The following is an 18,990-nucleotide window of genomic DNA, read 5'->3' on the forward strand; positions in this document are numbered from 1 at the left end:
CGTGTTCTTGCTCAACAGCAATACCTTGCACCGCGAACCGCTCGAACCGCTCGATGCCGAAACGCTGGGGGTTGCCGGCGCCGACACGGTCGAGCGCTTTCTGGCCCATCGCAACAATCACCAGGTAACGCCGCTGCATGCCTTGCCGGCGTTGGCCGGCGAACTCGGTCTCAGCACCATCCACATCAAGAATGAAGGCCTTCGCCTCGGCCTCGGCAGCTTCAAGGCGCTGGGCGGCGCCTATGCCGTCTTCCGCCTTGTGCTGGAGGAGGCAAGCCGGTCGCTCGGCCGGCCCGTCGACGTAGCCGATCTCAACTGGCCCGACGTCCGGGCGATCGCTGCCGGCATGACGGTGGCCTGTGCCACCGACGGCAATCACGGCCGCTCGGTTGCGCAAGGGGCGCAACTCGTCGGCGCCAAGGCTGCAATCTTCGTTCATGCCGGCGTCAGCGAGGAGCGGATTGCGGCCATCGCCCGCTATGGCGCCGAGATGATCCGCGTCGACGGCAATTATGACGACTCGGTGAGGCAGGCCGCCGAGGTGTCCGCCGACAAGGGCTGGACGGTGGTGTCCGACACCTCCTGGCCCGGCTACGAACGCATTCCCGGTCTGGTTATGCAGGGCTATACGGCGATTGTGCGCGAAGCGTTGCACCAGTTGCCGCAGCCGCCAACCCATGTCTTCGTGCAGGCCGGTGTCGGCGGCATTGCCGCAGCGGTGGCCGGTCATCTCGCCATCGTGCTCGGCGATGTCAGGCCAATCTTCATCGTGGTCGAACCCGCTCGCGCGGCTTGCGTTGTCGCGGCCGCCCAGGCGGGTCGCGTGGTCAAGGTCGCGCACGACCAGCCAACCGTGATGGCGATGCTGGAATGCTACGAGGCCTCGGCAGTCGCCTGGCGTGTGCTGGCGCGGGTTGCCGATGCCTTCATGACGGTGGAGGAGGACGAGGCCGTTGCGGTGATGCGGCGGCTTGCCCGGCCGGTTGGCGGCGATCCGGCGATCGTGTCAGGCGAAAGCGGCGGCGTCGGCCTTGCCGGACTGATCCGGGCGGTTACCGACAACAAGGCCGCACTAGGGCTCGATAGCCAATCCCGCGCGCTGCTGATCAATACCGAAGGCGCTACCGACCCGCATCGCTATGCCGAACTGGTCGGCATGACACCGGCCGATGTGCTGGCCGGCAAGATGGCAGCCGAGGCAGCATCATGATCGCCATCGATGCGAAGCGCCTGCTAGGCCGCATCCGTGAACTCGGCGCCGTCGGTCGTGACAATGACGGCAGGCTGATCCGGCTCGCCGCGTCCGATACCGACAGGCAAGGCCGCGACCTCTTCGTCGGCTGGCTCAACCAGGCCGGGCTCGATGTCGCGATCGACCGGGTCGGCAATATCTTCGGCATCTGGCAAAGCCCCGATAGTGCCGGGCAGGCGCCCCTGCTGATCGGTTCGCACATCGACACCGTCATCGATGCCGGCATCTATGATGGCTGCTATGGCGTGCTTGCCGGGCTGGAGGTGATCGAGACGCTGAAGGCCTCGGGCTTCTCGCCCTCACGTCCGGTCGCGGTCGCCGCTTTCACCAATGAGGAGGGTGTGCGCTACACGCCCGACATGATGGGCTCGCTGGTCCATGCCGGTGGCGCCGGCGCGGACGCGATGTTGGCCGCCATCGGCACGGATGGCAGCGTGCTCGGCCAGGAACTCGCCCGCATCGGCTATGCCGGCGACCGCGAACCCGGCTTCCTCAAGCCGCACGCCTATCTCGAACTGCATATCGAGCAGGGGCCGGTGCTGGAGCGCGAAGGCGTGCCGATCGGCGCCGTGGAAAATCTGCAAGGCATCTCATGGCAGCGCATCACCATCGACGGCGCGGCCAATCATGCCGGCACCACGCCGATGTCGATGCGCAGCGATGCCGGCCACGCCGCCGCCCGCGTCATCACCTTCCTGCACGATCGAGCCAAGGTTTCGAACACGCCGACGGTCGTCACCGTCGGCACGATGCGCTTCGAGCCGAATGCCATCAATGTCATTCCCGGGCGCGCCGTCTTCACTATCGACCTGCGCGATCCCGATGAACAGCGCCTGCAGGCACATGAGGCGGCGCTTGCCGCATACCTCGAAGAGCTTGCTGTGGTCGAGAACGTGTCGATTTCTGCGGAGCAACTGGCCCGCTTCGAGCCGGTCCTGTTCGATATCGGCATCGTCGAACTGATCGAGGCCGCCGCGAAAAATCGCGATCTCGGCGTCACGCGCATGACATCGGGCGCCGGCCATGATGCCCAGATGATGGCCCGCATCGCACCGGCGGCGATGATCTTCGTGCCGAGTGCCGGCGGCATCAGCCACAGTCCGCGCGAACATACCGACGATGCCGAGCTTGTCGCCGGCGCCAACATCCTGCTTGATGTCGCCACCCAGCTTGCAAAATAGGTCGGGGAGAAAAATGGCTGAACTCGATCGTGGTGCGCTGAGACGGGAGATGACGGGCTGGCGGCGCGATCTGCACGCGCATCCTGAGTTCGGCTTTGAGGAAGAGCGCACCGCTGCCTTCGTCGCCGCCAAGCTGCGTGAATTCGGGTTGGACGATGTCACCGAGGGTGTCGGCGGCACCGGTGTGGTCGGCACGCTGAAGCGCGGCAGCGGCAACCGGGCGATTGCGCTGAGGGCCGACATGGACGCGCTGCGCATCACCGAGCAGTCGACGGCCGCCTATCGCTCGCAAAACCCCGGCTTCATGCATGCTTGCGGCCATGACGGCCACACCACCATGCTGCTCGGCGCAGCAAAACTGCTGGCTACCGAGGGCGGGTTCGATGGCACTGTGCGCTTCATCTTCCAGCCGGCCGAGGAGTGGGGCAAGGGCGCGCTGGCGATGCTCGACGACGGCCTGATGCATCGCTTTCCCTTCGACGAGATTTTCGGCCTGCACAACATGCCTGGCCTGCCCATCGGGCATTTCGAAACCCGCGCCGGCCCGATCATGTCGGCCGAGGATAATTTCGAGATCGTGCTTAAGGGCATCGGCGGCCATGCCGCGCGGCCGCATTCCGGCAATGAAACCCTGGTTGCCGCCTGCGCGCTGGTCACCAATCTGCAGACCATCGTCTCGCGCCGGCTGAGCCCCGCCGATATTGCGGTGGTTTCGGTGACCGAACTGATCACCGATGGCACGCGCAATGCATTGCCCGGCCTTGCCCGCATCCTGGGTGACGCCCGCAGTTTTCGGCCGGAGGTCAGCGCCGAGATCGAGCGGCAGATGCGCATCATCGCCGAGGGTACGGCCGCCGCCTACAATGTCTCCGCCGAGGTCACCTACACCAGGGAATTCGTGCCGCTGCAAAATGATGCCGAACTCGTAGACGAAGCCTTTGTCGCCGCGAGACGCGTGCTGGCCGACGTTGGCGTCGCGGCGGAGCCGATGACCGGTTCGGAGGATTTCGCCCGCTTCCTCGACCACGTACCCGGCTGTTTCGTTTTCCTTGGCAATGGCGAGGCTTCGGCGCCGCTGCACAATTCCAGTTACGACTTCAACGATGACGGGCTGCTGCACGGCACAAATTTCCACGCCGCGATCGTCAGGCAAAGACTGGGCGGCGAGGCCGGCAAATGACGACGGCTTGATTGCCGGTTCGCCTTCGCTGCTGGCCCAAGCGGCTGCGCTGGTCCCAGCCAGCTCCCGGGTTTAGTCACAGGCCTGTAGCCGGAGATCGTACGCCAATGGCCAGGGTTTCGCTTCTGGGAATACCGCATGACGAGAACTCGTCCTATCTCAAAGGCGCGGCCGCAGCGCCGGCCCTGATCCGGCGCGAGCTCAAAAGCGACGCCCACAGCTCGTGGAGCGAAACCGGGTTCGATGTGGCGGACAGTTTTCTCGACCATGGCGACATCGACTTCTCAGGCGGCGGTGATCCATGGGAACGGATCGAAAGTGAGGTCGGCCGCGCGCTGGACGACGGCCATCCGCTGATCAGCCTCGGCGGCGACCACGCGATCGCATGGCCGCTGCTGCGCGCCGTGCGGCGCCGCCACCCCAGCCTGACGATCGTCCAGATCGATGCCCATCCCGACATCTACGATGCCTATCAGGGCAACAAACGCTCGCACACCTCGTCCTTCGCACGCATCCTGGAGGAAGGGCTGGCCGACCGGCTGGTCCAGATCGGCTTGCGCACGCTCAACGACGAGCTTCGTGACCAGCTCACACACTTCGGCGTCGAGGTGATCGAGGCGCGCCATTTCAGCGAGGATCTGCGGTTCGACCTCAAGACGCCGGTTTACCTCTCGGTCGATCTAGATGGCCTCGATCCGGCCTGTGCGCCCGGTGTGTCGCACCGCGAACCCGGTGGTCTTACAACCCGGCAAGTGATCGGCCTGATCCAGGGGATCGACCAGCTCATCGTCGGCGCCGATGTCGTCGAATACAATGCAAGCCAGGATGTCTCCAACCTGACAGCGCTTGTCGCCGCCAAGCTGGTCAAAGAGATCGCCGGCATGATGATCAAGACGAATGGCGCTTCCGCCGGATGATTCAATTTGGCAAGGCGACGTATTAGATGATTGTTCTGACTCGCCTTTCGACGGGACCGCGATGCTGCAGCCGCTCAAGATAGCCATAGCCGGCGTGCTTGGTCGTATGGGTAGGGAAATGGCCGAAGCCATTGCAGCCGATCCGCGACTGCGGCTCGTCGCGCGATTCCACCGGCCTGGCGGCGCCGGCGGGGGCCTGGTCGAACGCGACGAGGCGCTGGCGATTGCCGATGTCGTCATCGACTTCACCACGCCGGCGGCCTCCGTCGAACTGGCAAAGGCCTGCGCGGCCCGCGGCGGCCCGGCACTGGTCATCGGCTCGACCGGATTCAATGCCTCTGAACTTGCAGCCATCGCCGAGGCGGCGAAGTCTATCGCGATCGTGCGCTCGGGCAGCTACTCGCTCGGCCTCAACATGCTGGCGGGGCTGGTCGAACAGGCGGCGCGGGCGCTTGGCCCCGACGCCGACATCGAGATCCTGGAGGCGCATCACCGTCTGAAGGTCGACGCGCCGTCCGGCACGGCGCTGATGCTTGGCGAAGCGGCCGCGAGGGGGCGCGGCGTCGGCCTCGACGATGTGGCGAGACGCGGTCGCGACGGCGTCACCGGTCCTCGCCCTGCCGGTGAGATCGGCTTTGCCGTGCTGCGCGGCGGCAGCATCGTCGGCGAGCACAGTGCGAGTTTCCTCAGCCAAGGCGAGACGCTCACGCTCTCGCATTCAGCCGGCGACCGCTCGATGTTTGCGCGGGGCGCGATTGCAGCGGCACTTTGGCTGGTGGAACGCCCGCCCGGCGAATACGACATGCGCGACGTGCTGGGTTTTACCGCCTTTTGAGATGCAATGGTAACGGCAGCGAGGGGCGGTTGCGATGGTCCTTGAGCCGCTTAGTCAGTCGAGATACTAAAGAAGCCGAACCGTTCGGTTCGATTCACATTGACGCACTGTATCGTGATCGATGAACGTCGACTCAACGAGTCGGCCGCGCATTATAGCAAGTGCTATAACTTAACTATTTGATATCACTGTAGAAAATTGCAACCGCCGCGTCATTCGGTGGATTTCAAGATCGAACTGAACGGTTCGGTTCACACATTTTAGTGATTGGAAATGGCAGCAAGACAGACCCATCTCGGGGTGGTCCGAGCGACGCGAATACCTCCCAAGGCACGCCACTAGACGGACAGGACCAGATATCTGGAGTACTTAAAATGACCAAGATCGCTCTTACCGCTGCTGCTCTCCTCGTTGCCACCGGCACCGCTTTCGCAGGTAGCGACCACTACGGCTCTGACGGTGTCAACCAGCCTGCTGTGACCGCGTCGACCGGCAATATTGACCACAGCTATGGCAATATCGACCACAGCTATACGGCCTCGATCAGCAAGCCCGTCAGCCTCGGCGGCTTCACGATCAAGGGCGACTCTAACCAGCCGCAATCCGGCCAGGGCATCTGGGGCCGCTAAGCCGGCTCCATCCGAATCGATCATCGTCTCAAATCAGGGGTATTTAAAATGACCAAGATCGCTCTTACCGCCGCCGCCATTCTCGTCGCCACGGGTTCCGCTTTCGCGGGCAGCGACCACTATGGCTCGAACAACGCCTACCAGCCGGTTGCCAGCCAGTCGACTTCCGTCGACCACATGTTCACCGGCTCGATCCTGAAGTCCGAAAAGGCACAGGCTGACGCCAATGCCAAGGTTCCCGGTGAATCCGGCCAGGGCATCTGGGGTCGTTAATTTCCAGCGAGATTTACGACCACAAAGAGCGGTGGGCTTGGCCCGCCGCTCTTGTTTTTTTGTGCAGCCGGCTGGGTTCCGCGAGGTAATCCGTTTCGCCCGGGAATAAAACCCGACCGTTCCGGGTCTTGTTGACAGCGGACCATCCTCCCAAGGCGCCCGCGCAATGAAACGACAGACAAGGAACACTGAAATGACCAGGATTGCATTCGTCGCGGCCGCGATGCTCGTCGCTGTCATGGGCAGCGCCTCTGCCGGCAGCGATCACTATGGCGCCGACAACGCTAACCAGCCGACCTCTGGCGTCGACCGCGGCTTCACCGCCTCGATCCGCAAGCACAGGATGACCAAGCCTGCGGCTAACGTCGATACGACGACAACGGGATCGGCAGGATCGAAAGCCTCGCCGGATCCTGGCCAGGGCATCTGGGGCAATTGATCATTTGCACCAAAAGCGGGGGGCTGAGCCCGTCGCCTTTTTTGGGTAGCGTCAGTCCAAATCCTTCGGCCTGATGCAATGCGTCAGCCGGGCTGTGCCGAAGGCGAGGTCCGCCCAGTTATCGTCGACGACAAAGCGGGCAAGGGCGCCAGTCGGGAATCTCTCTTCAAGCTTCCTCAGAGTTCCGGAATCCGATCGCGGACCGGCAAGCCTGCGCGCAAAATCCTCCAGGCCGGGATTATGGCCAAGCACCAGGAGACAGCCGGCCGATGCGATTGCCTGTTGCACCTCGGCCAGAATGTCGCCGGCTGTGGCGTCGAATAGCCCCTCGGCAAACTCCACCGGCACTCTCGCCGGCAGTTCTGCCGAGACCAGCCGCCATGTCTCGCGCGTGCGCAGTGCCGGTGACACCAGTGCCAGGTCAGGCAGCCAGTCGCGCCTGGCCAGTTCGCGCCCCATCATCGGCGCTGCCTTCAGTCCGCGCGGGGCAAGCGGCCGGTCGAAATCGGCAAGCGCCGGATCGTCCCAGCTCGACTTGGCGTGGCGCAGCAGGAGCAGTTGTTTCATAGGTTCGGCTCGTTGTGGGTCTAGGCCCTCAAGGCGTGATCCGCGCCAGATGCTCGAGATCGCGCTCTTCGCGCAACGGGTCAGGCGCCATCACAACCGAACTTGCATTGTCGGCGTCGTCGGCGAAATGGGCGAGAACCGTGCGGCCGCCTTCCATGCGCGCCTTGCCGTCGGCGACGAGGCCGAGCGCCAGCGCATAGAGCCGGTGTTCGGCCTTCAGCACGCGCGCGGCCAGCGTGTCCTCATTGTCGCCGACCATCACCGGCACCGCGGCTTGCGCTATGATCGGGCCGTCATCCATCTCGGGCGTGACGAAATGCACCGTGCAGCCATGGATGCGCATGCCGGCCCGCAGCGCGCGCGCATGCGTGTCGAGCCCCTTGAAGGCCGGTAGCAGGGCAGGGTGGATGTTGAGCATGCGCCCTTGCCACTTCTCGACCAGGCCGCGGGAAAGGATGCGCAAATAGCCGGCCAGCGCCACGATCTCGGCGTTGAACGCAACCAGTGCGGCGTCGATAGCCGCATCATGGGCGTCCTTGCTGGCATGGTCGGAGCGCACGATGACCTTGGTCGGGATGCCGCGCGCGGCTGCGATGCCGAGGCCGGCGGCGTTCACCCGGTCGGAAATGACGCCGACGATTTCGGCGGGATAGGCCGGATCGCTCGCCGCCGCGATCAGCGCCGTCATGTTGGAGCCGCGTCCCGAGATCAAGACAACCGTGCGTTTCCTGCTCATAGGCCGATCGAGCCCCGATAAATGACGCCGGCGTCGCGGCGCGGTACGATGCGGCCGATCGGCGTCACCGTCTCGCCAGCCTCCTGCAGCACGGCGGCGACCTGCGCGGCCTGGCCGGAGGCGACGACGAGGATCATGCCGATGCCGCAATTGAAGGTGCGCATCATCTCTTCCGGCGCCACGCCGCCGGTTTTCGCAAGCCAGGAAAAGACCGGCGGCACATCGATGGCATTGAGGTCGAGCTCGGCGGAGAAATCCTTCGGCAGCACGCGCGGGATGTTTTCGGGGAAGCCGCCGCCGGTGATATGGGCGAGCGCCTTGATGCCGTGCGTGTTGCGGATCGCCTTCAGGATCGACTTCACATAGATGCGCGTCGGCTCCAGCAGCGCCTCGGCCAGCGTCGCCTCATCGTTGAACGGCGCCGGATCGCTCCAGGCAAGCCCACTGACGCCAACGATGCGGCGCACCAGCGAAAAGCCGTTGGAATGCAGGCCGGATGAAGAAAGGCCGAGTAGCACATCGCCCTCGACAATGTCGTCGGTGGGCAAGAGCTGGCCGCGTTCGGCCGCTCCCACGGCGAAACCGGCAAGGTCATAGTCCTTGTCGTGATACATACCGGGCATTTCGGCCGTCTCGCCGCCGATCAGCGCGCAACCGGCCTGCCGGCAGCCCGTTGCGATGCCGCCGACGATCGCCGCTCCCTGGTCGGGGTCGAGCTTGCCGGTGGCGAAATAGTCGAGGAAGAACAGCGGCTCCGCCCCTTGTACGACAATGTCGTTGACGCACATGGCGACGAGGTCGATGCCGATCGTGTCATGCTTGCCGGCATCGATGGCGATCTTCAGCTTGGTGCCGACGCCGTCATTGGCGGCAACCAACACCGGGTCTGTAAAGCCCGCGGCCTTCAGGTCGAATAGGCCGCCAAAGCCGCCGATCTCGCCATCGGCGCCCGGCCGGCGCGTCGCTCGCACCAGCGGCTTGATCTTTTCGACCATGAGGTTGCCGGCATCGATGTCGACACCCGCCTCGGCATAGGTGAGCCCGTTCTTGCGCTTGGCCCGGTCGCCCTTGCTCATCGTCGGCGCATCCCTGTTTCCTTTGCGGGCTCTTCGCATGAATGGTTTCGGGGGGCAAGGAGGGTGACAGCCAATCTCCCCCACAAGGGGCCACAAGGGGGGAGATCAGATGCTTCGCCGCCTCGCGACTTGCGCCCACCCGCCATCTCCCTCATCTATCTCCCAACAAGCAAAGCGGGACATGCCTTTGACCATTCCCAACCTGATCACCATCATGCGCTTCGTGCTGGTTCCGGCCGTGGTGCTGGCAATGCTGAACATGCGCTGGGACTGGGCCTTTGCCGGCTTTCTCGTCGCCGGCATTTCCGATGGCGTCGATGGCTTCATCGCCCGCCGTTTCAACCAGCATTCGAAACTCGGCGCCTATCTCGATCCGATGGCCGACAAGGTGCTCCTGGTCTCGGTGTTCGTGGTCATGGGATTCATTGGCGAACTGCCGCTGTGGCTGGTCGTCACCATGGTCTCACGCGATGCGCTGATCATCTGCGCCGTGCTGTTGTCCACCGTCATGGCGCATCCGGTCGAGATGAAACCGCTCTACGTGTCGAAGGCCAACACCGCCGCCCAGATCGTGCTGGCGGCGGTGGTGCTGGGCGAACTGGCGCTTGGCCTCCACCTTGACCCGCTCAGGCCCGCCCTCATATTGCTGTCCGGGGTCTTGACCGTGGCTTCGGCCGCGGCCTATCTCGTGGCTTGGCTGAGGCATATGAGCGGCTATGGCGAAGGCTCCACCCCGGGCACCTGATCGAGAATCCATCGAAGTTGCGGCCGAGGCAGCGGCCGCCGGCGAAACTGCGTCCCTGGCGTTCCGCCGCCAGATCTTTTTCTGGCTGGGCACGGCCGTATTCTTGGCGCTGTTCCTCTACATCTTCTCCGGCATCCTCTTACCCTTCGTCGCCGGCATGGTGCTGGCCTATTTCCTCGATCCGGTCGCCGACCGGCTGCAGCGCCTCGGGCTCTCGCGGCTGATGGCGACGGTGGTCATCCTCATTACCTTCATCGTCTTGCTGGTGCTGGCCTTCGTCATCCTGGTTCCGGTGCTGGCGACGCAGATGGCCGACTTCGCCGGCAAGCTGCCGGAATATCTGACCCGGCTGCAGTCGTTGATCACCAGCTTCGACCCGAAATGGCTGGAGCAGAAATTCGGCGTCAACGCCAATGGCCTGCGCGATGGTCTGAATTCGTTGCTCACGTCAGGCTTCGGCCTGCTGAGCACCGTTTTTACCTCGATCTGGAGTTCCGGCGTGGCGCTGGTTTCGGTGGTCAGCCTATTCGTGGTCACCCCGGTCGTTGCCTTCTACATGCTGCTCGACTGGGACCGCATGGTGGCGGTAGTCGACAGCTGGGTGCCACGCGATTATGTCGGGACGGTCAGGGCGATCTTCAGGGACATCAACACCGCGACCGCCGGCTTCGTGCGCGGCCAGGGCACGCTGTGCCTGGTGCTTGGCGGCATGTACGCCACCGGCCTGACGCTGACCGGGTTGAATTTCGGCATCCTCATCGGCTTGTTCGCCGGGCTGATCTCCTTCATCCCCTATGTCGGCTCGCTGACCGGCCTGGTGCTGGCCGTCGGCGTCGCCTTCGTCCAGTTCTGGCCGGACTGGACCATGGTGGCGTTGGTCGCCGGCGTGTTCTTCGTCGGCCAGTTCATCGAAGGCAACATCCTGCAGCCCAGGCTGGTCGGAAAAAGCGTCGGCCTGCATCCGGTCTGGCTGATGTTCGCGCTGTTTGCCTTCGGCGCCCTGTTCGGCTTCGTTGGGCTGCTGATTGCCGTGCCGGCCTCAGCGGCGGTTGCCGTGCTGGTGCGCTTTGCGATCGCCCGCTATCTCGAATCGCCGCTCTACAAGGGCCACGCCACTGAGCCCGTCCCGCCGCTCCCCGCCGATCGCGGCGGGGGCCACCGCTCGCCACGCAGCTGAACGTGGCTGATCAAAAGACCGAACCGCCACGCCAGCTGCCGCTCGATCTCGGCCACGGCACCGGCTATTCGCGCGACGAGTTGGTGGTGTCGGCCACCAACCGTGAGGCGGCGGCCCTGGTCGACCGCTGGCCGGATTGGCCCTCGCCGGTGATCGTGCTGGCCGGCCCGGCCGGTTCCGGCAAGACGCATCTCGGCTCGATCTGGCAGGCGCGGGCCAACGCTGTGGCGGTCGATGCCCTGCGCATCGGCAATGCCATCGCCGGGCTCGGCGGCAGGCCGGCGCTGATCGACGATGTCGACAAGACAGCCATCGACGAGGCGGGCCTGTTCCACCTCATCAATGACGTGCGCGGCGCCGGGTCCACCTTGCTGTTGACGGCGCGGCGCTTCCCCGCCGCCTGGGGGGTGACGCTGCCCGATCTCACCTCGCGCCTGAAAGCAGCGGCGACGGTCGAAATCCACGAACCGGACGACCTGCTTCTGGCCGGCGTCATTACCAAACTGTTCGCCGACCGCCAGGTCGAGGTCGAACAGCATGTCGTGCAATATCTCGTGCGCCGCATCGAGCGCTCGCTGGCCACCGCCATGCGGGTGGTCGAACGGCTGGATCGCACCGCGCTCGAACGCAAGACGCCGATTACAAGGGCACTCGCCGCCGAGATCGTCAGTGCGATGGATGAAGGTCAGGGGGAGTTCGAAATTTAGGCAGTGGAAGGAGAAGACTCCGCTCCTGTCCCATTTCGAGAAAAAACCTCTGGCATCCATCTTGCAGCATTACGCCTGCCGGCTGACCCCGGTCCTGATCGCGTTCCTGATCGGGTTGTAGGCTCGCCGGGAGTGATGATTGGGGTTCTCGCCCGGCGAGCTTACCTTCAGGCAGAATGGTCGCCAGAGTGCCCAGTAAAGTTCGCCCGCTCCTGTCACGCCCACAACGGGGCCAGATACCGAACCAGCAGGTAGACCGCCGTATGCGCTGCCACGTAGCAGGCGGCAACGACGACAAAGAATGTCAGGCTGGCTGGCCATGAGCGGGGAGCACGCTGCCTCTTGCTCGGCCGGTTGTTCCAGATCCATAGAGCAGCACAAATAATGGCCCAGACGACCACGAACGGAATCGCGATGCCGATATAGGCGAAGTAGGCAGGGCCTATCAGCGACAGCCATGCCTCAAGACCAAGCATCCGGAATCTCCCCTTTGCCAAAGTCTAGACCGATGGCAGCGATGGGATTATCCGAGCGGAGCGCTTTGCGTCAAATCTTCAGCGCCACCCGGCCGAACGGGCGGTGAGCAGCAAAAACCCTTTGATGCCAGTGCGGCGTTCAAAATCTTACGCCGATGCCGTCCGTGACGGCGCCATGGCCTTCGCTGATACGATTGGACCCCTCTGCCCAAATGCGGATGCTCGACGGCTTCAGGATCGCATTCTCGGGAAATGGCAAGCGGACGATCAAGGGCGCACCAGCCTTGGCGAAGGTGGTGCGGCCCTCATTGCCGGCGCCTAGGTCAGCCTGGCGTTCCGGCCGGCAACCGACCGGAGCGTGTCTGCGACAATCGGATCAACCGCAGACCCTGACCTGCTCGATGACTCTGCGGTGATGGCGCCAGTGCTTGACCAGTTCGATATGGCAGCGGTGGTGGCGGTGGTGGCGGCGCCACTGACCGTAATTGCCCTGATTGTCGCTATATTCATCGTCGTCGTAGACTCTTTGGCGTTCGTGATAACGGCGAATTTGTATTTGATCATTGTCGGGTGAATATTGATCGCCGTCATCCGACTGGATGATCACGCTGGCGGCTTGCGCCGGTGCAATCAAAACTGACGTTCCAGCAACAGCGATCATGGAAGCGATTATCAGGGTTTTCATTATATTTCTCCTTGGGTCGAATAATACTCAACTCGCGGGAGAGGTTCGCGTTCCAATGCAAATTGCAGGGTAACCGATGCAGGCCTGCGGGGTGCGAACGCGCACCGCCATGCGCCGGCGGCGAGGCAGCCGTTGGCGACCTTTGACCACAAACAAACTTTGCAGGGAGAAAAATGGTCGGAGTGGAGAGATTCGAACTCCCGACCCTCTGGTCCCAAACCAGATGCGCTACCAGGCTGCGCTACACTCCGAGGCCCTGCGGCGTATAAGGTTCCGGGCCCTGCCGCGCAACCCCTAAAACGTCAAACCGGTATCGGCGGTTTGCGCTCCCGCGCAATCCTGGCAGCGATCGCCTTGGCCTGGATGCGGGCGTTGGCGAAGCAGCCGCGGATGCTCGGCCGCATGCCGGTGAACCACAGGCCCGGCAGTTTCGGGTCGCTGTCGGCGCCGTTGAACAGCGGCACGCCCTTTTTGTCGAGCACGCCGAGCTTGCCCAACATGGCCTCGAGACCGGTGCGGTAGCCGGTCGCGGCGATGACGATATCGGGCTGGATCGTCACGCCATTGTCGAAAATGACCGTGTCGCGGGTGAATTCCCGCACCGTCGGCACGACGATGATCCGGCGGTCCTTGATGGCGTCGACGGCGCCGTCATCGGCGGCGATGGCGGTATAATCCGACGCCAGCCGGCTTGCCCCGCCCGAGGGCGTCGGCGGCAGGCCGAAGGCGGTGAGGTCACCGAAGACCAGCCGCTGCGTTGCTGCCATCACCGCATCGGCAAGCTTGAACGGCAGCCGCGCCAGAATCGGCGAAAAGCGGTGGACAGCGATCTGGCCGATGCGCTTGGGCAGCAGCGCCGGGCCGTTTCGCGCTGATAGCCAGATCTGCGCCGTATCCACCCGCGCCAGATGGTTGAGCGCGTCGAAACCGGAATTGCCGGCGCCGACCACCAGTATCTTTCGGCCGGCATAGTCATTGGCGTCGCCGAACTCGGCCGAATGGATGACGCGCCCGGCAAAGGCCTTCATACCTTTCCAGGCCGGAATGACGGGCTGCCGGTCGCGCCCGGTGGCGATGATGACATGGCGCGCCAATCGCGGCCCGACGCTTGTCTGCACAAGCCAGTGGTCACCGTCGAAGGCGATCTCATCGACCGAGACGCCGAACTCGACCGGCAGCCGGTGCATGGCGCGGAATTCGTTGAGATGGCGGATGATTGCGCTTCGGTGCGGAAAGGCAGGGGTGCCGGCGGGAAACGCGACGCCCGGAAGTGCCGAGAGATCGCGATGCGTGTTGAGGTGAAGCTGTGGGTGGCGCCGGTGCCATGGCTCGGCCAGCCGGGCCTCCTTTTCCAACACCATCACTTGTACGCCGGCCTTGAGCAGCGCATGGGCTGCGGTCAGCCCGGCCCCGCCGGCGCCGATGACGATCACGCCGTTGAAAATCGCTTGCTGGCCGGCCTCGGCGTGCAAAATCCCTGCGTCCATGCCTCTATGCGTCGCCATCATGACCATGACTTTTGATGCCACGCCAGTGTATCGGGCCTATGCCGCTTCCGAAGCGGCGCGGTTGCAAGCCGCTTCGGCCTTGCCGTCGGCAGTGTTGCACAGTATTGACTGAAATAAGGCGGCGCTACCGCCAACGCAGCCACGAGGTGCCCATGTCCGCGCGTATTTTCAGCCCAGCCAAAACCGCGATGCAGTCCGGCAAGGCCAAGACCGGCCATTGGGTGCTGGAATTCGATCCCGCCCAGCGTAAGAAGATCGACCCGCTGATGGGCTACACCACATCGGGCGACATGCTGAGCCAGATCCGGCTCACCTTCGACACCAGGGACGAGGCGGTGGCTTATGCCGAAAAGCAGGGGCTGACCTTCCGCGTCGAGGAGCCGAAGGAGACCAAGCGCCGGCAGATTTCCTATGCGGAAAATTTCCGCTATGACCGCAGGATACCCTGGACGCATTGACCGGCATCGCCGGGCAGCGTCCGGCACATAGACATCAGCCGGCCAAGATATCAAATGGCTTGTCCGGCCAGCGGTCCCGTAGCTCAGCTGGATAGAGCACCGGCCTTCTAAGCCGATGGTCACAGGTTCGAATCCTGTCGGGATCGCCAATAATTCAACGGTTTAGCTCAGGCGCTGCTCCAAAGTTCCAACATCTCACCCTGTTTCCGCGGGGCGAGAAGTGGACGTCAGCGCCATCTCTGCGTGCTGCCTGAAAGCAGGTCGCCGGCAGATATCGTTATGGTCTTGTAGAAAGAGCGCAGCGCTGATAGTCTTTGGTCTGACATTGGCTAGGACTTTGGTCTGATGATTCTGACTGGAGTCTTGGTTTATGCCGACTGGAACTTGGCGCTGGTTTTCGCCGCATAGGTCGCCTCGGTTGGCGAAATGCGACGAAATCATCGCAACGGTGTATCCAAAGGTCGCGTTTGGCACGGCGCCGGGTGAGCGCGAAAGTAAAAGATCTGGAATCGATGATTTCGAGAACACTTGCCGCCAATGCAGAAACTGTCGCCGCGTTTCTCAACTTGATGGGAAATGAGAAGCGGCTTTTGATCATGAACCACCTGGCCGGCGGCGAACTTTCGGTCGGTGTTCTTGCCGAGAAAGTTCTGCTCAGCCAATCGGCCCTGTCGCAGCATCTTGCCAAGCTCCGCGCCTTCGGCCTTGTTGACACCCGTCGCGACGGCCAGATGGTCTACTATTTCTGCTCGTCCGGTGCGGCGCGCGAACTGCTTTCCATGCTGGATGGCTTCCTGGCGACCGAAAGACCGCTCACGGGGCCAGGCCCGCATTACGTCGCCGAAAGGCTGCGCCGGGCGCGAGCAGCCTGAGGGCAGGCATCGGCCTGGATTGGTTGACCCTTAGGCCGGACTTCATTGTCGCTAACGCGAAGTCGATGTCGGCGCCATCCCGGCGCTGATCGCCGGTATTTTCAACGTTTCTGCGCCTCTCCAGCGTTGGGTCGTCCATGCCGGCCAGACCGCACGTTGTTGGGCGCCAACATGGGCGCAGCACCGGTCCGTGCAAAACTTGCGCGATTTCTAATATAAGAGCACAGTTCGAAGCGTTGGGGGGAGAACGGCTCACAAACAAAAAATCGGGAGGAAACCATGAACAGCATGAGCCTCACCACGCTTGAACGCGGCAAGACGACCGTCGACGCTGCGGTCCTTGAAGCGCTTTCGGCACAATTGCGCGGCACACTGCTTCAGGTGGGCGACGCCGCCTACGACGAAGCGCGCACCGTCTGGAATGCCACGGTCGACCGGCGCCCCGGTCTCATTGTGTGTTGCGTCGGCGCCTCCGACGTCATCAGTGCCGTGAATTTCGCCCGGGAAAACAGGCTTCTCGTCTCCGTGCGCGGCGGCGGCCACAACATTGCTGGCAGTGCCGTCTGCGATGGCGGCCTGATGATCGATCTATCGGCGATGAAATCGGTGCGGGTCGATGTCGCGGCGCGGCGGGCATGGGTCGGGCCCGGCGCCACGCTCGTCGATGTCGACCGGGAAACACAGGCTTTTGGCCTGGTGGTGCCGACGGGTATCAACTCGACCACCGGCATATCAGGCTTGACGCTGGGCGGCGGCTTCGGCTGGATCACCCGCAAATTTGGCCTGACCATCGACAATCTTGTTTCAGCCGATGTGGTCACCGCCGATGGCAAGTTGCTGCGCGCCAGCCAGAAGGACAATCCGGACCTGTTCTGGGCGCTGCGTGGCGGCGGCGGCAATTTCGGTGTCGTCACGGCGTTCGAGTTCCAACTCCACCAGATGGGTCCGCAGGTTCTGTCGGGGCTCGTCGTCCATCCCTTCGCCGATGCCGAAAAGGTGCTGCGGGACTATCGCAAGGCGCTCGAAACCGCGCCCGACGAACTGACCTGCTGGGTGGTCATGCGGCAGGCACCGCCGCTACCGTTCCTGCCGACCGAATGGCATGGCAAGGAGGTGCTGGTTTTGGCCATGTGCTATTGCGGCGACATTCAGGCGGGCGAAAATGCCACGCAGAAGCTTCGCGCCATCGGCACACCGATTGCCGATGTCGTCGGCCCCAGCCCGTTCACCGGCTGGCAGCAGGCCTTCGACCCGCTGCTGGCGCCCGGCGCCCGCAACTATTGGAAGAGCCATGACCTGACCGGGCTTTCGGACGGCGCGATTGGTGCCACCACTGCGGCGATTACCAGGCTTCCCGGCCCCGAATGTGAAATTTTCTTCGGTCATGTCGGTGGCGTGGCGGGCCGTGTGGCGGCAGATGAAACGGCGTTCCCGCAGCGCAACTCGCATTTCGTCATGAACGTTCACGCCCGCTGGCGCGAACCGGCAATGGACAAGGCCTGCATCGATTGGGCTCGTGGTATCTACGAGGCGACTAAGCCCTATGCCGCCGGCACGGCTTACGTGAACTTTATGCCGGAGGACGAAGTCGACCGGGTCGAAGCGGCCTATGGCGGCAACTATCGCCGGCTTCTGGAAATCAAGCAGCGCTACGACCCGCTGAATCTGTTCCGCATGAACCAGAATCTGCGGCCGAAAGAAAGCCAGCGCGCCGCTTGAGGCGGCAGCGCGTGATCCCGAACCGGAGATCCGTGCGTGCGAATGTCGGAATCGATTTTGCTGCATTGACCTTCGGTTCGGAGCGGGTTGAGGCCTGGTTGTCGTCTATGGCGCCGGCCTGGACGGCCGAACTCAAGGCCCGGGTCTCAATACCCCTGAGGCAAGCTGATTGTCACAAGTTCAATCCTGTCAGGATCGCCTTTTTTCCTGCGGCCCTTTTGTCATGAGCTTCAGCTGACCGCTGGAACGTGACTCGCGCTCAGGTGTTTATGGGAGATGGCACCGAACACTCCGACAATCGCCCGCATCTGGCGCGGCAGGACTTTGCCCGACAGAGCAGACGCCTACGAGCGCTACAATTACGAGGTCGGCATCAAGCCGCTGATCGAGAAAGCGCTCGGCGTGCAGACCTTTCGCGAGGACGCGCCGACGCATTCGGAATTCGTCACCATCTCCTATTGGGAGAGCGTCGAGGCGATGGCGGCCTTTACTGGCGGCGATCCGAAAAGCATCCACCATCTCGACCGCGACAAGGAGCTCCTGATCGAATTGCCGGCGGATGTGCAAGTGCTTCGCATCCGCTCCAACCACGGCGCGGTCGGGCAGCAGGATTGAAGGCACCTGATGTTTACAGGTTTTGATGCCAGAACCGTGGAGGTGGAGGAGACATCGATCTTCGTCAGGGTTGGTGGAGAAGGTCCGCCGCTGCTGCTTCTGCATGGCTTTCCCCAAACGCATGTGATGTGGCGCGACATCGCCGTGGCATTGGCGTCACGCTTCACCGTGGTCGCCGCCGATCTCAGGGGTTACGGCCGGAGCGGTTGTCCAGCCTCCGACATCGATCATGCGGCCTATTCCAAACGCACCATGGCGCGCGACATGGTGCAGGTCATGGGCGTACTCGGCTTCGAGCGTTTCATCGTTGCCGGCCATGATCGCGGCGGCCGCGTCGCCTATCGGCTGGCGCTCGACCATTCCGACGCCGTGTCGAAACTCGCCGTCCTCGACGTCATCCCCACTGCCGCCGCCTGGGATCGCGCCGATGCCAGGCTGGCGCTTGCCTTCTGGCCATGGAGCCTGCTTGCCCAGCCCGAGCCGCTGCCGGAGCGTCTGCTGGCCGCTGCGCCTGACGCCATCGTCGACAATGCGATCAGGCAGTGGGGATCGGCTGGGAACGCCTTCCCCGAGGAAGTCAGAGCCGCCTATATCGATGCGCTGCGCGACGCCGCTCATATTCACGCCATCTGCGAGGAGTATCGCGCCGCCGCCGGCGTTGACCGCGAGCACGATGCGGCGGATCAAGCCGTCGGCCGTCGCATAGCATCCCCGGTGCTTGCGCTGTGGAGCGGCGAAGGCGGCCTGGAAAACTGGTATGCGCACGAGGGCGGCCCGCTGGCGATCTGGCGGCAATGGGCCGACAGCGTCGAGGGGGGCGCTGTCGAGGGCGGGCACTTTTTCCCGGAGGAAAACCCCGAGGGGACGGCGAAAATTCTGTTGAATTCCTTCGCTGGGTGAGGCCCGGTTGGGCGAAGCGGCGACCAGGCCGACGGTTGCAGGT

General features: G+C 63.5%; 22 protein-coding genes and 2 tRNA genes. 17 read left to right on the top strand and 7 right to left on the bottom strand.

What is annotated here, in order from left to right; all coding sequences use genetic code 11:
• Position 1: 1 nt before the first annotated feature.
• The 8 genes from ACYHH6_RS17130 (at position 2) to ACYHH6_RS17165 (ending at position 6,706) form a co-directional block, all read left to right on the top strand.
• Positions 2-1,210 carry a diaminopropionate ammonia-lyase gene (locus tag ACYHH6_RS17130; RefSeq protein ID WP_352585169.1) on the top strand — a complete coding sequence of 403 codons (1,209 nt, stop codon included), beginning with the start codon at positions 2-4 and terminating at the stop codon, positions 1,208-1,210.
• Positions 1,207-2,433: a Zn-dependent hydrolase gene (locus ACYHH6_RS17135; RefSeq protein ID WP_352585171.1), complete on the top strand. Its 1,227-nt coding sequence runs from the start codon at positions 1,207-1,209 to the stop codon at positions 2,431-2,433. The genes ACYHH6_RS17130 and ACYHH6_RS17135 overlap by 4 nt, the downstream gene beginning before the upstream one ends.
• Positions 2,434-2,446: 13 nt before the next feature.
• Positions 2,447-3,613 carry a M20 aminoacylase family protein gene (locus ACYHH6_RS17140; RefSeq protein WP_352585173.1) on the top strand — a complete coding sequence of 389 codons (1,167 nt, stop codon included), beginning with the start codon at positions 2,447-2,449 and terminating at the stop codon, positions 3,611-3,613.
• Positions 3,614-3,720: 107 nt separating this feature from the next.
• Positions 3,721-4,530, top strand: coding sequence for an agmatinase (gene speB, locus ACYHH6_RS17145; protein WP_352585175.1), 810 nt, complete (start codon positions 3,721-3,723; stop codon positions 4,528-4,530).
• A gap of 61 nt (positions 4,531-4,591) precedes the next feature.
• Positions 4,592-5,365, top strand: coding sequence for a 4-hydroxy-tetrahydrodipicolinate reductase (gene dapB / locus ACYHH6_RS17150; protein ID WP_352585177.1), 774 nt, complete (start codon positions 4,592-4,594; stop codon positions 5,363-5,365).
• Between the two features lie 374 nt (positions 5,366-5,739).
• Entirely contained in the window at positions 5,740-5,994 is a 255-nt protein-coding gene (locus tag ACYHH6_RS17155) for a DUF680 domain-containing protein (protein WP_352585179.1), read from the top strand.
• 48 nt (positions 5,995-6,042) lie between these two features.
• Complete coding sequence (locus ACYHH6_RS17160; RefSeq protein WP_352585180.1) at positions 6,043-6,267, top strand: DUF680 domain-containing protein; 225 nt, start codon at positions 6,043-6,045, stop codon at positions 6,265-6,267.
• A 193-nt stretch (positions 6,268-6,460) separates the two neighbouring features.
• Positions 6,461-6,706: a DUF680 domain-containing protein gene (locus tag ACYHH6_RS17165; RefSeq protein ID WP_352585182.1), complete on the top strand. Its 246-nt coding sequence runs from the start codon at positions 6,461-6,463 to the stop codon at positions 6,704-6,706.
• A gap of 51 nt (positions 6,707-6,757) precedes the next feature.
• Here the strand turns inward: ACYHH6_RS17165 and ACYHH6_RS17170 are convergent, their stop codons facing one another.
• From ACYHH6_RS17170 to purM, 3 genes are read right to left on the bottom strand one after another with little or no spacing between them, the layout of a single operon-like run.
• Positions 6,758-7,273 carry a SixA phosphatase family protein gene (locus ACYHH6_RS17170; RefSeq protein ID WP_352585184.1) on the bottom strand — a complete coding sequence of 172 codons (516 nt, stop codon included), beginning with the start codon at positions 7,271-7,273 and terminating at the stop codon, positions 6,758-6,760.
• Positions 7,274-7,301: 28 nt separating this feature from the next.
• Positions 7,302-8,009: a phosphoribosylglycinamide formyltransferase gene (purN, locus tag ACYHH6_RS17175; protein WP_352585186.1), complete on the bottom strand. Its 708-nt coding sequence runs from the start codon at positions 8,007-8,009 to the stop codon at positions 7,302-7,304.
• Positions 8,006-9,085: a phosphoribosylformylglycinamidine cyclo-ligase gene (gene purM / locus ACYHH6_RS17180; RefSeq protein WP_352585188.1), complete on the bottom strand. Its 1,080-nt coding sequence runs from the start codon at positions 9,083-9,085 to the stop codon at positions 8,006-8,008. The genes purN and purM overlap by 4 nt, the downstream gene beginning before the upstream one ends.
• A 187-nt stretch (positions 9,086-9,272) precedes the next feature.
• Here purM and ACYHH6_RS17185 point away from each other — a divergent pair, with 187 nt between their 5' ends.
• Genes ACYHH6_RS17185 through hdaA form a run of 3 tightly spaced genes read left to right on the top strand, consistent with a single transcriptional unit; the run spans position 9,273 to position 11,714 of the window.
• Positions 9,273-9,830, top strand: coding sequence for a CDP-alcohol phosphatidyltransferase family protein (locus tag ACYHH6_RS17185; protein WP_352585244.1), 558 nt, complete (start codon positions 9,273-9,275; stop codon positions 9,828-9,830).
• On the top strand, positions 9,802-11,007 hold the full coding sequence (locus ACYHH6_RS17190; protein ID WP_352585190.1) for an AI-2E family transporter: 1,206 nt from the start codon (positions 9,802-9,804) through the stop codon (positions 11,005-11,007). Before ACYHH6_RS17185 ends, ACYHH6_RS17190 begins: the two co-directional genes overlap by 29 nt.
• Before the next feature lie 2 nt (positions 11,008-11,009).
• Positions 11,010-11,714 carry a DnaA regulatory inactivator HdaA gene (gene hdaA, locus ACYHH6_RS17195; RefSeq protein ID WP_352585192.1) on the top strand — a complete coding sequence of 235 codons (705 nt, stop codon included), beginning with the start codon at positions 11,010-11,012 and terminating at the stop codon, positions 11,712-11,714.
• A gap of 215 nt (positions 11,715-11,929) precedes the next feature.
• Here hdaA and ACYHH6_RS17200 read toward each other — a convergent pair whose 3' ends face one another.
• From ACYHH6_RS17200 to ACYHH6_RS17215, 4 genes are all read right to left on the bottom strand, one after another.
• Positions 11,930-12,190 carry a hypothetical protein gene (locus tag ACYHH6_RS17200; RefSeq protein ID WP_352585194.1) on the bottom strand — a complete coding sequence of 87 codons (261 nt, stop codon included), beginning with the start codon at positions 12,188-12,190 and terminating at the stop codon, positions 11,930-11,932.
• 376 nt (positions 12,191-12,566) lie between these two features.
• Positions 12,567-12,875 (bottom strand): hypothetical protein, encoded by a 309-nt coding sequence (locus ACYHH6_RS17205; protein WP_352585196.1) that lies wholly within the window; start codon positions 12,873-12,875, stop codon positions 12,567-12,569.
• A 174-nt stretch (positions 12,876-13,049) separates the two neighbouring features.
• Positions 13,050-13,126 (bottom strand) — tRNA-Pro (locus ACYHH6_RS17210).
• 51 nt (positions 13,127-13,177) lie between these two features.
• Positions 13,178-14,362 carry a flavin-containing monooxygenase gene (locus ACYHH6_RS17215; RefSeq protein WP_352585246.1) on the bottom strand — a complete coding sequence of 395 codons (1,185 nt, stop codon included), beginning with the start codon at positions 14,360-14,362 and terminating at the stop codon, positions 13,178-13,180.
• A 173-nt stretch (positions 14,363-14,535) separates the two neighbouring features.
• On the opposite strand from ACYHH6_RS17215, the gene ACYHH6_RS17220 reads away from it, so the two are divergent.
• The 6 genes from ACYHH6_RS17220 (at position 14,536) to ACYHH6_RS17245 (ending at position 18,947) form a co-directional block, all read left to right on the top strand.
• The gene (locus tag ACYHH6_RS17220; RefSeq protein WP_352585198.1) at positions 14,536-14,841 is read left to right on the top strand and encodes an ETC complex I subunit; all 306 of its coding nucleotides are present in this window, start codon (positions 14,536-14,538) and stop codon (positions 14,839-14,841) included.
• Positions 14,842-14,913: 72 nt separating this feature from the next.
• Positions 14,914-14,990, top strand: a tRNA-Arg gene (locus tag ACYHH6_RS17225).
• A 363-nt stretch (positions 14,991-15,353) separates the two neighbouring features.
• On the top strand, positions 15,354-15,713 hold the full coding sequence (locus ACYHH6_RS17230) for an ArsR/SmtB family transcription factor (RefSeq protein WP_203278147.1): 360 nt from the start codon (positions 15,354-15,356) through the stop codon (positions 15,711-15,713).
• A 279-nt stretch (positions 15,714-15,992) separates the two neighbouring features.
• On the top strand, positions 15,993-17,432 hold the full coding sequence (locus ACYHH6_RS17235) for an FAD-binding oxidoreductase (RefSeq protein ID WP_352585200.1): 1,440 nt from the start codon (positions 15,993-15,995) through the stop codon (positions 17,430-17,432).
• 276 nt (positions 17,433-17,708) lie between these two features.
• Positions 17,709-18,047: an antibiotic biosynthesis monooxygenase family protein gene (locus tag ACYHH6_RS17240; RefSeq protein ID WP_352585202.1), complete on the top strand. Its 339-nt coding sequence runs from the start codon at positions 17,709-17,711 to the stop codon at positions 18,045-18,047.
• A 9-nt stretch (positions 18,048-18,056) separates the two neighbouring features.
• Positions 18,057-18,947, top strand: a complete 891-nt coding sequence (locus ACYHH6_RS17245; protein ID WP_352585203.1) for an alpha/beta fold hydrolase — start codon at positions 18,057-18,059, stop codon at positions 18,945-18,947.
• Positions 18,948-18,990 lie beyond the last annotated feature (43 nt).

This window comes from Mesorhizobium sp. P171375 (genome assembly GCF_057786075.1).